Annotated in this window: 13 protein-coding genes; 10 read left to right on the top strand and 3 right to left on the bottom strand. The window is 53.4% G+C overall.

Features of this window, described 5'->3' with window-relative positions; all coding sequences use genetic code 11:
- The first annotated feature begins 52 nt into the window (after positions 1 to 52).
- Entirely contained in the window at positions 53 to 235 is a 183-nt protein-coding gene (locus KBP52_RS10615) for a hypothetical protein (protein WP_025113527.1), read from the top strand.
- A gap of 114 nt (positions 236 to 349) precedes the next feature.
- Positions 350 to 1,537 carry an MFS transporter gene (locus KBP52_RS10620; protein WP_212623122.1) on the top strand — a complete coding sequence of 396 codons (1,188 nt, stop codon included), beginning with the start codon at positions 350 to 352 and terminating at the stop codon, positions 1,535 to 1,537.
- On the opposite strand, the gene arfB is transcribed toward KBP52_RS10620, so the two are convergent.
- Positions 1,534 to 1,947: an alternative ribosome rescue aminoacyl-tRNA hydrolase ArfB gene (gene arfB, locus KBP52_RS10625; protein WP_007920134.1), complete on the bottom strand. Its 414-nt coding sequence runs from the start codon at positions 1,945 to 1,947 to the stop codon at positions 1,534 to 1,536. The two genes, KBP52_RS10620 and arfB, sit on opposite strands and share 4 nt — an antisense overlap.
- A gap of 455 nt (positions 1,948 to 2,402) precedes the next feature.
- Here arfB and KBP52_RS10630 point away from each other — a divergent pair, with 455 nt between their 5' ends.
- The 8 genes from KBP52_RS10630 (at position 2,403) to queC (ending at position 11,839) form a co-directional block, all read left to right on the top strand.
- Positions 2,403 to 2,666, top strand: a complete 264-nt coding sequence (locus KBP52_RS10630; RefSeq protein ID WP_077572604.1) for a PAAR domain-containing protein — start codon at positions 2,403 to 2,405, stop codon at positions 2,664 to 2,666.
- 115 nt (positions 2,667 to 2,781) lie between these two features.
- Positions 2,782 to 7,446 (top strand): RHS repeat-associated core domain-containing protein, encoded by a 4,665-nt coding sequence (locus tag KBP52_RS10635; protein WP_249122267.1) that lies wholly within the window; start codon positions 2,782 to 2,784, stop codon positions 7,444 to 7,446.
- Positions 7,443 to 7,844, top strand: coding sequence for a hypothetical protein (locus KBP52_RS10640; protein WP_160056731.1), 402 nt, complete (start codon positions 7,443 to 7,445; stop codon positions 7,842 to 7,844). The genes KBP52_RS10635 and KBP52_RS10640 overlap by 4 nt, the downstream gene beginning before the upstream one ends.
- Positions 7,845 to 8,057: 213 nt before the next feature.
- Positions 8,058 to 8,654, top strand: a complete 597-nt coding sequence (locus tag KBP52_RS10645) for a hypothetical protein (RefSeq protein ID WP_110719987.1) — start codon at positions 8,058 to 8,060, stop codon at positions 8,652 to 8,654.
- Positions 8,655 to 8,814: 160 nt separating this feature from the next.
- The gene (locus tag KBP52_RS10650) at positions 8,815 to 9,282 is read left to right on the top strand and encodes a hypothetical protein (RefSeq protein WP_212622713.1); all 468 of its coding nucleotides are present in this window, start codon (positions 8,815 to 8,817) and stop codon (positions 9,280 to 9,282) included.
- 287 nt (positions 9,283 to 9,569) lie between these two features.
- Positions 9,570 to 10,205 (top strand): hypothetical protein, encoded by a 636-nt coding sequence (locus KBP52_RS10655; protein ID WP_212622714.1) that lies wholly within the window; start codon positions 9,570 to 9,572, stop codon positions 10,203 to 10,205.
- 270 nt (positions 10,206 to 10,475) lie between these two features.
- On the top strand, positions 10,476 to 10,943 hold the full coding sequence (locus KBP52_RS10660; RefSeq protein WP_212622715.1) for an SUKH-3 domain-containing protein: 468 nt from the start codon (positions 10,476 to 10,478) through the stop codon (positions 10,941 to 10,943).
- Positions 10,944 to 11,140: 197 nt separating this feature from the next.
- The gene (queC, locus tag KBP52_RS10665) at positions 11,141 to 11,839 is read left to right on the top strand and encodes a 7-cyano-7-deazaguanine synthase QueC (RefSeq protein WP_077571617.1); all 699 of its coding nucleotides are present in this window, start codon (positions 11,141 to 11,143) and stop codon (positions 11,837 to 11,839) included.
- Positions 11,840 to 11,892: 53 nt separating this feature from the next.
- Here queC and KBP52_RS10670 read toward each other — a convergent pair whose 3' ends face one another.
- Positions 11,893 to 12,771 (bottom strand): queuosine precursor transporter, encoded by an 879-nt coding sequence (locus KBP52_RS10670; protein ID WP_007919658.1) that lies wholly within the window; start codon positions 12,769 to 12,771, stop codon positions 11,893 to 11,895.
- Positions 12,755 to 13,360 (bottom strand): helix-turn-helix transcriptional regulator, encoded by a 606-nt coding sequence (locus KBP52_RS10675; protein ID WP_077571669.1) that lies wholly within the window; start codon positions 13,358 to 13,360, stop codon positions 12,755 to 12,757. Before KBP52_RS10675 ends, KBP52_RS10670 begins: the two co-directional genes overlap by 17 nt.
- Positions 13,361 to 13,708 lie beyond the last annotated feature (348 nt).

The raw sequence follows: 13,708 nt of genomic DNA on the forward strand, positions 1-13,708 counted from the left end.
TGTGGAAAGCGCTAACATGCGCTTTCCACACTGCCTGAAACCCGAGCCCGCCATGACCGACGAATTCTCCGAAAGCCAAGCTGCCGTCCTGATCGGCGCCACCGAGAAAATGATCGAGATCTGGAACCGTCTCTCGCCCGAGAAACAAGCCGCCCTGCTCGCCCGTTTCGGCAGCGAAGAAAATGCCCTGGCGGCGCTGGTCACCACACAACTGGTTGCCCCGGCCAAATCCTGAAACACCCACCCGGCAAATAGTTTTACTTTTCCCGCCCCAGATCCGTCCGCGCCGGTATCATAAGCAGCCTATCTAATCTGCCGCTCCCGTGGATCGTTACCCATGTCATCCTCTATGCCAGAACCCCAGCGCCCCCTGGCGGTTACGCTGCAAGTCGTTTCCATCGTCCTCTTCACCTTTATCGGTTACCTGAACATCGGCATTCCGCTCGCGGTGTTGCCGGGTTATGTGCACAGTGATCTGGGCTTTGGTGCGGTGATTGCCGGTCTGGTGATCAGCGTGCAATACCTCGCCACCCTGCTCAGCCGCCCGTATGCCAGCAAGATCATCGACAACCAAGGCAGCAAACGCGCGGTGATGATTGGCCTCGCCGGGTGTGGTTTGAGCGGTGTGTTCATGCTGATTTCGGCGTGGACACCGAGCATGCCGATGCTCAGTTTGATCAGTCTGTTGATCGGCCGTCTGGTACTGGGCAGCGCGGAAAGCCTTGTCGGCTCCGGCTCGATCGGCTGGGGCATTGGCCGGGTCGGCGCAGCAAACACCGCCAAGGTGATTTCCTGGAACGGCATCGCCAGTTACGGCGCACTGGCGGTCGGCGCCCCGTTCGGTGTGTGGCTGGTCGGCCAGTTGGGTCTGTGGAGCATGGGCGTCAGCATCATCCTGCTCGCCGCCCTGGGCCTGTTGCTCGCCTGGCCAAAAACGCCGGCACCGATTGTCGCCGGCGAACGCCTGCCGTTCATGCATGTGCTCGGCAAAGTGTTTCCCCACGGTTGTGGCTTGGCGCTGGGTTCGATCGGCTTCGGCACCATTGCCACCTTCATCACCCTGTATTACGCGACCCAGCATTGGGACAACGCCGTACTGTGCCTGAGCCTGTTCGGCGCCAGCTTCATCGGTGCGCGACTGCTGTTTGGCAACCTGATCAACCGCCTCGGCGGCTTTCGTGTGGCGATTGCCTGTCTGTCGGTGGAAACCCTTGGTCTGCTGCTGTTGTGGCTGGCGCCGGACGCACATTGGGCGCTGGCCGGAGCGGCGTTGAGCGGGTTTGGTTTCTCGCTGGTGTTCCCGGCGCTGGGCGTGGAAGCGGTGAATCTGGTGCCCGCCTCCAGTCGCGGCGCAGCCGTCGGCGCTTACTCGCTGTTCATCGACTTGTCGCTGGGGATCACCGGGCCATTGGCCGGGGCGATTGCCGCGGGATTCGGTTTTGCCTCGATCTTCCTCTTCGCTGCCCTCGCCTCGCTAAGCGGATTGGCACTGAGCGTGTATCTGTACAAGCACACCGCCAAGTATCGCGAAGACTAGAAATCCACTTTGCCGCGCCCGGCCTTGATACTGCCGCGCTTGGTTTTCGATTCGAGTCGGCGCTTCTTTGAGCCGAGGGTCGGTTTGGTCGGACGGCGTTTCTTTTCGACTTTGGTCGCGCTGAGAATCAGCTCGACCAGACGCTCCAGCGCATCGGCGCGGTTGGCTTCCTGCGTGCGGTATTGCTGCGCCTTGATGATCAACACGCCGTCGCTGGTGATGCGACTGTCACGCAGCGCCAGCAGCCGCTCCTTGTAGAACTCCGGCAACGACGAGGCCGGAATGTCAAAGCGCAAGTGCATGGCGCTGGAGACCTTGTTGACGTTCTGCCCACCGGCGCCTTGCGCGCGGATGGCGGTCAGTTCGATCTCGGCATCCGGCAGATGCACGTTGTTGGAAATCACCAGCATGGAAAAACGTCCGTAATCAGAACGCGCAGGATACCGCGAAACAGACCCACAACCTGCTGAAGATCCACTGCAGACCTTCGCCTGTTCACGCTGAGGTCAGTGCAATCGCCATTGATTTGGCAGAAATCGATCAGCCGCCCAAGTGCGCAACTTCTTGCGCACCTGCCTTCGAAAAAGCACCCGCCAATCGCCTGCAGCCCACGTCACACGGGCCCTGTAGCCGAGTGCGCAAGAAGTTGCACAGCACTGCGCAACTTCTTGCGCACTTTGACGCGGTTTCCCCAGTAAAAATCGATTTATCCCACAGGCATCCGGCGCAAACCCTTACTGCGTAGTGGCTATATGGTGGCTGGCACGGATTTTGATATCAAATCGGCACTAACGCCTGCTGAACGCAGGCAGGAACGACAGGGTTGCTCGCAGAGCCAGCCACCCTCGGTCAAAGGAATGACGCAATGAAAGACGCAATTCGCTTGGGCGACTCCACCACGCACGGTGGCAAAGTCCTCGAAGCCTTCTCCCAGACCGACCTAAACGGCAAGCCGATTGCCGGGGTCGGTCACAAGGTCAGTTGCCCATTGTGCAAAGGGATTTTCCCGATTGCCGAGGGCAGCAGCACCTACACCGTCGATGGCACCCCCATCGCACTGGACGGCATGAAAACCGCCTGCGGCGCCGCACTGATCGCCAGTGGCCCGAAAGGCGCTGTCATCAGCTAATCCCGTTTTTTACTTTGATGCGTACCTCTGAGAGGCGGCTTGTTGTCGCCCGCTCGTTGAGGTCTTCAACTTTTGTCCTCAAAACCCGCGCCTTGTTGGCGGGTGAGATGCCGTAATGACCACTGAAACTGCTGTCGCAAAACGTGAGCCCCAAGCTGCCATCGTTCCACTCAATGCCATCGACGTTCAGGACGTCGCCAGCAGTGCGGCGGCTTTCGATGCCTGGCTGCAATCCGCCACCGATGGTGTGGTTACGCTTGATCGAATCAAGAACTACGCCGGTTTCTTGCCGGTGGTCGGCAACATCATGGCGCTGGTCGATGCGCTGAGTGACATCGTCACCCTGTCGGACGCCAAGCAACGCGACTTGCTCACGTGGGCCAGCCTCGGCATCAATCTGATCGGCGTCTTGCCGTTGCCACCGTCGATGGCCGCAGCGCGCATGACCCTGCGGCCAACGCTGTTTCTGGTGCGTCAGGAGATGAGAGCCAGCAGCAAGTTGTTGCTCAGCACCTCCGTGATCGAGGTGCTGGTCGGTCACCTGAACGCCTCGATTATCGGCACCCTCGATGACTTTGTTGAGCAAGCCAAAGGCAAGTTGCCGGGGATTCTGGCGGACGCTGGCAAGCTCGGCGAACAAATCATCAACGAGATTGCCACCGGTATCGAAACAACGGCCCTTGGCCGGCTGGATGCCAAGGGCGATCTGGAGGAAGCCAGCGCAAGAGCCAGCGTCGGCCGCGGCCAACTGCTCAACGACCCCCTAGCGACGGCCGACAATTTTTTAGCGGCAGCCAACAGTGCCTTGAAAGCGGCAGGCAAAGGGATGGTCAACAGCGTCGCGCAGAACCTGCTGCCGAACAAGCTCCAGACACAGATCACCACCGAGACCGGCAAGCTGCGCGCGATGGGCCCGGAACTGCGCACGCAGTTGAGCAAGCTCGACGATAAAAATGTGCAGAACTCCATCGGCTGGCTGCTGCAGATCCTCTCCAGCGCCGTGATCTTGTGGCGCAAGCGCAATGCCCATGGGCAGAACGCCGCGGTCCATACCGAGAAGACCGGCAAGGCCACGCACACGGCTGCGGAAGGCGAGTTGGGCGCCAACAACAAGCAAGTCCCAGCGAAAAGCGCGCCCAATCCGGAGAAAGGTCCCTGTAAATGCGCCACTGAATTCAGCATCAATTTTGCCCTGGGTTCGGAAAGCCTCAGCCATACCGATTTCAGCCTGCCCGGCCCCTTCCCGATCGAATGGACACGCACTTACAACTCGCGCCTCGACGCCTACGATCAGAGCGAACTTGGCGCTCGCTGGATCAGTGAATTCACCACACGTTTTGACTGCGTGGACGATGGCCTGACGTTCTACGGCGCCGACGGCCGCGACCACAGCTATCCACTGCCAAAAGTCGGCCTGTTCCACTACGACGCCATCGAAGACATCACTCTGGTCCGCAACAGCGAAGATCAGCTGTTGCTGTGCCGTGGTTTCGAGCGCAAGGAAACCTACGTCCGTCGTGGCCAGCGCTTTGTGCTGAGTAACATTTCGCTGCGCAACGGCGCCGGAGTGATGCTGCATTACGAGCACCGTCACGGCGAACACTCGCTGCTCTCCGACCTGATCACCTATCAGGAAAACGACTTCACCAAAGTCCATTTGCACCTCGGCACGATGATCGACGATCACGGCCGGTTTATCGGCCTCTGGCAGATCGTTGACGGAGAACCGTTACGACAACTTTGTGCGTACCAATACGACGCCTATGGCGACCTGATTCAGGCGCAGGACGAGAACGGCGCCGTCTGGTCGTATCAGTTCGAGCATCACCTGATCACCCGCTACACCGACCGCACCGGGCGCGGCATGAATCTGCAGTGGGATGGCCAGAGCGCCAAGGCCAAAGCCGTGCGCGAATGGGCCGATGACGGCAGCTTCGACACGCGCCTGGAGTGGGACGAGAACATCCGTCTGACCTACGTCACCGATGCCCTCGGCAACGAGACCTGGCACTACTACGACATCCTTGGCTACACCTATCGCATTCGCTACGCGGACGAGCGTTCGGAGTGGTTCTTCCGCGACGAGGCCAAGAACATCGTGCGCCGTGTGAATGCCGACGGCAGCACCGATCGCTACAGCTACGATGAACGCAGCAACCTGCTCGAGCACATCCGCGCCGATCACACGGTGATGCATTACGCCTACGATGATCAGGATCTGCTGATCAAGATCAGCGATGCCGAGGGCGGTCAGTGGCAACGCGCCTATGACGACCAAGGCAACCTGGTCGAAGCGCTCGATCCGCTGGGCAACAAAACCGAATACGCCTACAACAAATCCGGCCAGCCCACCGCGATCAAGGACGCCAACGGCAACGAAAAAATCCTCGACTACAACGATGCCGGGCAACTGGTCGAGTACGTCGATTGCTCGGGCAAGACCAGCGCCTGGGAGTACAACGAACTGGGGCAGATGATCTGCTTCACCGACGCTGCCGGCAACGCCACCGAATATGAATACAAGGCCGGGCAACTGGTGCTGATCAAGCACCCGGACAAGACCGAAGAGCGCTTTGAGCGTGACGCCGAAGGTCGGCTGCTGGCGCATGTCGACGCTCTCGATCGTTGCACCACCTGGAGCTACAGCGCTGCCGGTTTGATCGCCGAGCGTGTCGATGCCGCCGAGCAAACCCTGCGCTATCGCTGGGACCGTCTCGGACGGCTAACGGCCCTGGAAAACGAAAACGAACAACGTGCGCACTTCCACTACGACCCGGTCGGACGCCTGCTCGAAGAACGCGGTTTCGATGGACGCAGCACGCGTTATCAGTACGACCCGCTCACCGGGCGCCTCGCGCAATCGATCAATGGCCAACGCGTCATCTCGCTGAACTTCGACCCGATGAGCCGTTTGACCGAACGTCGTGCCACCCTGGGCGAGCAGTCGCAAAGCGAGACCTTCGCTTACGACGGCAACGGCAACCTGGTGCTGGCTGACAACGCCGACAGTCGCCTGCAATGGTTCCACGACCCGGCCGGCAATCTGCTGCGCGAACACCTACATTACCTCGGCCTGGAAAAACCCACCGTCGCGATCTGGCAGCACGAGTACGACGTGCTCAACCAACGAGTCGCCAGCGTGCGTCCGGATGGCCACCGCGTCAGTTGGCTGACTTACGGCAGCGGCCACCTGCTCGGTCTGCGCCTGGATGAGCACGAACTGATCGGCTACGAGCGCGACGACCTGCACCGCGAAGTCGCCCGCCATCAAGGCAACCACCTGCTGCAAACCCAAAGCTGGGACCCGGCCGGCCGTTTGCAAGAACAACTGCTGGGACGCAGCGACGACAAATCCACACTGCTAAAACGCGAGTACAGCTACGACGCCGCCGGCCAACTGACCGACATCAACGACAGCCGTCGCGGCCCGCTCGCCTATCGCTACGATCCGGTCGGCCGACTGCTCAGCGCCACCACACGTCAAGGCGTGGAAACCTTCGCCTTCGACCCGGCCGGCAACCTGCTCAACGACAAAGCGACAGAGATTCGCCGCCCACTGGACCTGACCCCACCGCGCAGCAAACTGGTCGACAACCTGCTGCGCGAATACGCCGGCACCCATTACGACTACGACGAACGCGGCAACCAGATCCAGCGCTGGCACAACGGCCAACGCAGCGACCTGCGCTGGGATCTGTTTGATCGACTGGTGCATTTCGAAGACCCGCGTCTGAGCGTTGACTTCGCCTACGACGCACTGGGACGCCGCCTGCATAAAAACTCCCGCGCGCACTACAAACAGCGTCCTGAAGCAGGCTCTCTCTGGAACAGAAACGAACACGCCCGCAAACAGAGCGAACTGGGCTGCGGCTTCACCTTGTACGGCTGGGATGGCGACAACCTCGCCTGGGAAAGCAGTCCGGCACAAAGCGATGGCGAGCCCGGCCGCACGGTGCACTACGTCTTCGAACCGGGCACTTTTGTCCCTGTGGCACAGGCTATACGGCATGCGCCAATTGATCTGATTGGGCTGCCGGATTACAGCGGTGAATACAGCCTTGATGAAGATCCAGTGTGGAATCACAAGGCAACGGCATTACCGTTTGATGCGCTGGCCTGGTATCAGTGTGATCACCTCGGCACGCCGCAGGAATTGACGGACTCGCAAGGCAACCTGGCCTGGACCGCGCAATACAAGGCGTGGGGACAGGTGACGGAGCAGCGTTCGGAGTGGGCGCGGCAACATGGCGTGAAGAACCCGATACGGTTCCAGGGGCAGTATCACGATCATGAGACGGGGCTGCATTACAACCGGCATCGGTACTATGATCCAGGAGTTGGGCGGTTTATCAGTAAGGATCCAGTTAGCTACGTGGGCGGTTTGAATCTGTATGCCTACGCGCCCAATCCGCTTAGCTGGCTCGATCCACTTGGATTGACGAAGTCGCCAAATGGTGCGGGGCGAAAACCTAAGTCTGATAAACCAAATCAAAACTCCAAATGCCCGTGCAGGAAAAAATGGGAAGTTAATCGGTATGATCGAGTTTGTGAAGGGAACGTGGCTGGCGTTGGTTACGCGAAGTACCATCACGACACTAAAACCGATACATGGTGGTCAGAGGACAAAACGGGTCATGGTGAGAGTGCGTGGAAGGTCTACGACCAAAAAGGAGTATGGATTGCTGACGCTGACACCTACGGTGACTACATGAGCAAACATAAGAGTGAGACAGGGAAAAATATAAACTTTAAGTCTTTGAAGTGTAAGGATGCTAAATGATTACGTCTGCTGAAGAATTTGTCGCGCTGCGCGATAGTGAAATAAAAGTCGATTATGATCGAGCAGCAATGGAAGAGGCTCCTCTTTCAGTGTGGCGCGAAGTAATTGAAAGATTTCCTGAGCATAGAAGATGGGTGGCTCACAATAAAACAGTACCACTGGAAATTCTTGAAGAGCTATGTGCGTTCGATGCCAGTGTCCGACGTTTCGTTGCATCCAAGCGAAAATTATCACTTACATTGTTCGAGCGACTTTCCTTGGATCCCTGCTCCGTGGTGAGAGGTGCAATAGCTGCAAATAGAAAAACACCTATCGAAATTCTTGAAAAGCTGCTCAATGATGAAAGCGAGAACGTTGCAAGAGTGGCGGAGTGTAATTACAAAGAAAGAAAGCCTTGATTGTGTGGCCTTGAAGTAGATCTTGCGGAGCATATAGGGGGTGGATCATATGGTCAAAAAACCAACATACACCGTCTACCCCTAACAAGATCGGCACCCTAACATCTGTTCTTGATCCGCGAGCCGTTCATCTTGAACCAAGTAAAGTGCCTCAGGGTTGATAATCCGCCTGAACCAACACTATATTAGATTACAAAAAGTCCTGACCCATATATGGTTTCTACTGATTTTCATCAGCTTGTTGAGTTGTTCATAGAGGGGTCGGGCAATCTTCAGCCAAGTATTTTTGGGTTGGACAGCTTTTCCGAGTCGGATTTCATAAGCGCCGGTTTTGAACTGATCGGCGATCCGAATGGCTTTCATTCTTTCGAGAAAGCATACGACGTTCCTTATTTTCGTAGAAAAATAACGGTAGTGTTCAAGCAGTATTTTTTTGCGAGTGAGAGTTTGGGGGGAGGTCTTGGTATTGCAGGTGGGGTAAGGCTGACATCGCTTTTGAGAAAACAGCCATTTGCTACATCAATGGGGCATGTCGATACGAATCGTATGGTGTTCTTTTTCTTCGAGGATAAAAGTGATGGAGCACTGATTTTCGATGAAAAAATCGTCATAAGGTTTGACCAGTGGTCCAAGCGCAATTCTTATATGATTTCAACAGTAGAGTGTGATTTTGATAATGTGCAGTTCAATGAAATAGCAAAGAAAGCGGTTCGCGAAACGTTTGAACCGTCCACTCACGATTCGATGATCAGAGATGCAAAGCAACGAGGCTGCTCACGTGCGTTTAATCGTTTGATTGAAAAGCTTTAGCTCGACATGCACATGCGGTAAACCAATGGAGACTCCAGGCCGGCCAGCGCTTGGGGTTGAGGATTGGAGACACCTCTCAGAATCGTGGCATCCCAGTACCACCAGAAGTCGACAAACGATTCAGCGCAATGAAAAAATACTGCTATTGCAGGAGAGTGAAATGACTGACCTACATATTAAGGTTGATATATTTTTATCGGAAGATAAACGGTACATCTTCACACGTTGCTGCTTTATTTTTGAGTCGATAACCATTGGCGACTTCGAACAAGTCATCTTAGGGAAAAATCTGATTGGAGCTCTCGAAGATCTAATTTTTCGACTCGAAGAACACACCTCAATTGATTGCGAGCCAGACAAACTGGAGCAAACACTTTCGTCACTTATCAACAGTGATATTAGACACTCCTGCTTGCCTCTCGGAATTGAAGCGTTCGATGGCGACATGGGTGCGTTTTTTAGTGTAGCAGGTGATAGCTATATAGCTTTGAAGCCTTGGGGAAGAAACAATATTTTTACTGAAAATATGAGCGCCAGCCATTATCTTGACATCATAACATTGAGCAAAAAGATATTAGCAAGCAGAATACACGACCTTCAAACCGACATTAACGAACCATTCGAATAATATAGAACTGTCGAGCCCCACAATTAAATCATGAAAAACCTAAAAAAATTCACTGCTTATGGATCTTCTATCGGAAAACGCAAAAGCATAAAACCGGATGAAATTTCAATTCTCGCAGATCCGGCAACGATAAAAAGCTTAGGATTATTTTTGATCAATGCTGCGTACGAAATGGAGACCAACGAGTTAGAGCACATACATCTACAAAACATGCTCGGAAACTTTTCGCACAAAAGACATGTTGACGTGATTGTAATCAATCAAAAATCTGTCAAGTCCTTGAAAAAATGAACGCCGATTACTCAGCCTCTGTTATTTGTTATCGGGCAAAATTCGATGATTTCAAAAAAACCTCTAGCAGTCGCATTAGGAATCTCCCTGCGGAAATTAATGACGATTTCGCAGTGCTAGCCTCTGTTGGTAAAAACGGCCCCATCGGGTTCGATAAATCTAAGGAAGGCGCTGCTGCGATTAAATCCCTAATTAGCAATTGTTACTACATCGACATAAATGGAGAGCTTCAGCCACCGTCAAGCAAAGAACTTCACTACATGCCATTTTTTATGTTTAGAGGCAAAGATGGGTGGTTCGAGCACGCAGTGAATGCGCATAGACGATACGAAGTGGACGTCAAAAAACATGAAATACTATCAAGGCATCGAAGCGTGGAAAAACCTACGCCTCCCGCCTTAACTGTTTTCTTGCAGAGCGATGATTTCTCCATAAGCCAAGAGACATATAAACTTTTCAAAAACTCCTGCCAATATGTCGCGATCGCTAAAATTTCAGGCGAGTATGGACATGGTGCTTTTGATGTCTTCTCCAGCGATTTAAATTATTTTTTCGACGAATTTTTCAGTATTACTGGCGAGTCAGTGGACTTGATTATGGTCGATAATCCAACTGAACTCCCAATATACTAGTTTACAAAAAACCCATTACCCAAAATGGCTCCAGAAAGCGCGATCAACAGGCGCACAAAAATAACTTTGCTGCTCCTGCTAATCAAAAAAAACAATGCTTTAGGCGAGTCGCAAACTAAATCCGGGGAACAGTTCCCATGAAAAAGCCCATTGAAATAGGGGCACCTCTCAGAGACGAGGTATCCCGGTACGGCTGGATGTTGACAAACGATTCAGTGCAATTAAAAAAGACCGTTAATGCAGATCGCTGCCTAAGCCTGGACGCTCCCAATGCACCCGCTGATCGAACTTCCCGAGACTCTCCACCCACTCTTCCTGGCTGCCGGTTGGCCTGTCACCCATATCGAGCCATTGCCGGATTTCGTCCCGCGCGAGCATCCGGCCGCTGCTCTGCTCGAACAACTGACCGGCCTGACCGTCGGCACCTGCGGCCCAGGCGAAGACTGCGCTACCAGCGATGTAGCGTTTCGCGCCTTTAAGCACCTGTATGGAGATGAAGACTTCTTGGCCTGGCAGCAACGCTTGGGCAGCACCTTGGTGAACATCGCCGAAATTCATCATGGCCACGCTGCACTGTTGATGGACGAAAAAGGTCGCTGCTACGCCTTGAGTTTCATTCATGACGGGTTCTGGCTGCAGGGCAGAACTTTTGTCGAGGCGATGGAAAAGCTAGTGTTTGGGCACAGGTGCGGTGAGCAAGTGGCGCTGGCCACACAGGGCGCCGTGCCAGTTGTTTAGATCCCTCTGCTTTTTGCACCGATCTAAAAACGGTTCCAATTTAACATGCCTATTATTCAGGGATTGAAGCCTCACTCCATCTTAAAATAGCCGCTCGCGGACTCACGAGCGCATCTGGACTCGGCACCGAACTCCATCCCTATTTCGAGTATCATCTCCCCCTTTGCCCTCAAGACCTCAATGCAGGAAGCATAACCATGACCAACAAAGCAGTTATCGTATTCAGCGGCGGGCAGGACTCCACCACGTGTTTGATCCACGCCCTGACCCACTACGATGAAGTCCACTGCATCACGTTTGACTATGGTCAGCGTCATCACGCGGAAATTGAAGTGGCGCAGCAGCTGTCGAAAAAGCTCGGTGTCACCGTGCACAAAACGCTGGATGTGTCCTTGCTCAATGAGCTGGCCATCAGCAGCCTGACCCGCGATAACATTCCTGTCCCAACCGTGAACAGTTCCGGCGAGAGCCTGCCAAGCACCTTTGTTCCGGGGCGGAACATTCTGTTTCTGACCCTGGCTTCTATCTATGCCTATCAAGTCCAGGCCAAAACGGTCATTACCGGTGTCTGTGAAACCGACTTCTCCGGCTATCCCGATTGCCGGGATGAGTTCGTCAAGGCTTTGAATAAAGCCCTTGAATTGGGCATGGATTACAAGCTGCAACTGGATACGCCATTGATGTGGCTGAACAAGGCAGAAACCTGGGCCTTGGCTGATTACCACCATCAACTGGATCTGGTTCGCGAAGAAACACTGACTTGCTACAACGGCATCAAAGGCACTGGATGTTCCGATTGCGATGCCTGTAATCTTCGTGCCAAAGGCTTGAATGAGTTCCTGAACAATAAAGTGCAGGTAACTCAACGCTTGAAAGAGAAGCTTGGCTTAAATTAATACTGCAACAACAAGCGCTCACTCAAGCATGCCGAGTGAGCGCCCTCCCCTCATTATTGCGTCTGCGCACCCGTCAGGTATTTCTTGAACAATGATCTTGCGCCGTAGGCCGGCAAGATATTAAAGAAGGCAAAACCTACCTTGATTGCGATCTGAACGTAGATCATGCCCAGTATCGCGCTATTTTCCATCGTTCCGTAAAACGCGATATAGCAGAACAGAAAACTGTCGATGATCACGGCAAACAATGTGCTTAAAAACACTCGCAAGAACAGAAATCTGGAATTGGTCAGCTCTTTAATCTTGCACAACAGGTACGAGTTTATGTTCTCGGAAACCAGAAACGATATAGAAGACGCTACCAGAACTGCTGACAACTGACTGATAACATCATTGTAAGCGCCATCGAGTTTCCAACCCGGCAGTCCCGGAAGATGGGTCGTAATGGCCAGCAGAATGATAATCGCGGCGTTGCTGATGAACGCGAACAGAATAGCTTTTCGCGCGAGTCTCAGGCCAAACGTTTCGTTGAGCAAGTCGACGATCAGGAATGTCAGCGGATAGAGAAAGGTGCCCGGCGTTACGACAATATCGAAATACTCGAGGTAGATCGGTTTTGTCGCTGCAATACTGGTAAAAATGTAAAGTGTGAACAGCATCAGGTTCAGGATGATGTAGATCATCCAGGAACTCTCATGACGGTCATTTATTTCGTAAGCGGTGAGTGCTCCGCCCTGGGAGTAAAACTTCTTGTAGAGGTTTTTCACTTCGATTTTATTCAGATTATCCATAATCTCACTATTCAACACTTCACTTAGCTTTATTTTAATTATTTTGCCTGTCGCGATGACCATGATGACGGCCAGGCTTTTTCCATTTTCGAATCCCAGCAACTTGTACTTGCTGTTTTCCAATTCAACACTGCAATCCATTAAATCGTTCCTCGATTACATCTCCGATCACGCATACACGATCCGTATCAAAGCTGCCTTCATGGCTTATAGATAACTTCGCTGTGATTTTGTCATACACCAGCTTTTCCCTGTCGCTGGTCGATGCTCCTTTCTGCACGATCAACAGATCGCCGGGTTCATTCATGCCACTGATTTCATTTTCCAGAAGCACGCCAATCAGGTTAAAGGACGCGCCAAAATAGTAAGTCAGTGGATGAATCGTGGCCAACTCGCCAATTCTTTTGTCCAGACTTTGCAGCAGCATACTTTCCTTGATGACAGGCACCGCCGCCGGATTCATGTTCCCCTGTGGCGAAATACTGCTTTCGATGATTTCCTTTTCTTCAAAATCAATCGTCTCTATTTCTTCGTAAGACACCCCGAAGAAATCAGAAATCTTGCGCACAGTGGACTGCTGGACATTGACCACCTTGCCTTCAAGGATGTTGTAGATGGTCGTTCGGGTCAAACCACTGGAGTTGCACAAGGACAGCTGCGTCTCCCCGCGACTCTTTATCAGGTATTTGATGTTGTTCTTCAGATTCTCCGATCTTTCTCTTCTGTGCATCACATGCTTATCATCCATTTTTAACTGCAATCAATGTCACGTCCCGAATGATCATTCCGGACATACACAAGTGAGGTAGGAAATTGCAGTTATATCCCTGTCAGTGCCGCGCAGGATCATAGCATTCTCCCTCCCTGGATTCGGTATAAAAAGTCAGCTTTCACAGGCGGCTTCCGCCAACGTGCGGGGCTATTTCAGCCTCGGTAATGACTCGTCAGTTCCTGTCGACTTCCACCCTTGGCCTGAAAATCGGCCCCGGGCAGTGCCCGTTTTACACCCGACGCGACCACAAAAAGAATCATTTTCTTTGAAGAATGTTCATTTTTTTGATTAATTCTGTGGCGTTCC

Source organism: Pseudomonas sp. SCA2728.1_7, assembly GCF_018138145.1.
GTDB lineage: Bacteria > Pseudomonadota > Gammaproteobacteria > Pseudomonadales > Pseudomonadaceae > Aquipseudomonas > Aquipseudomonas koreensis_A.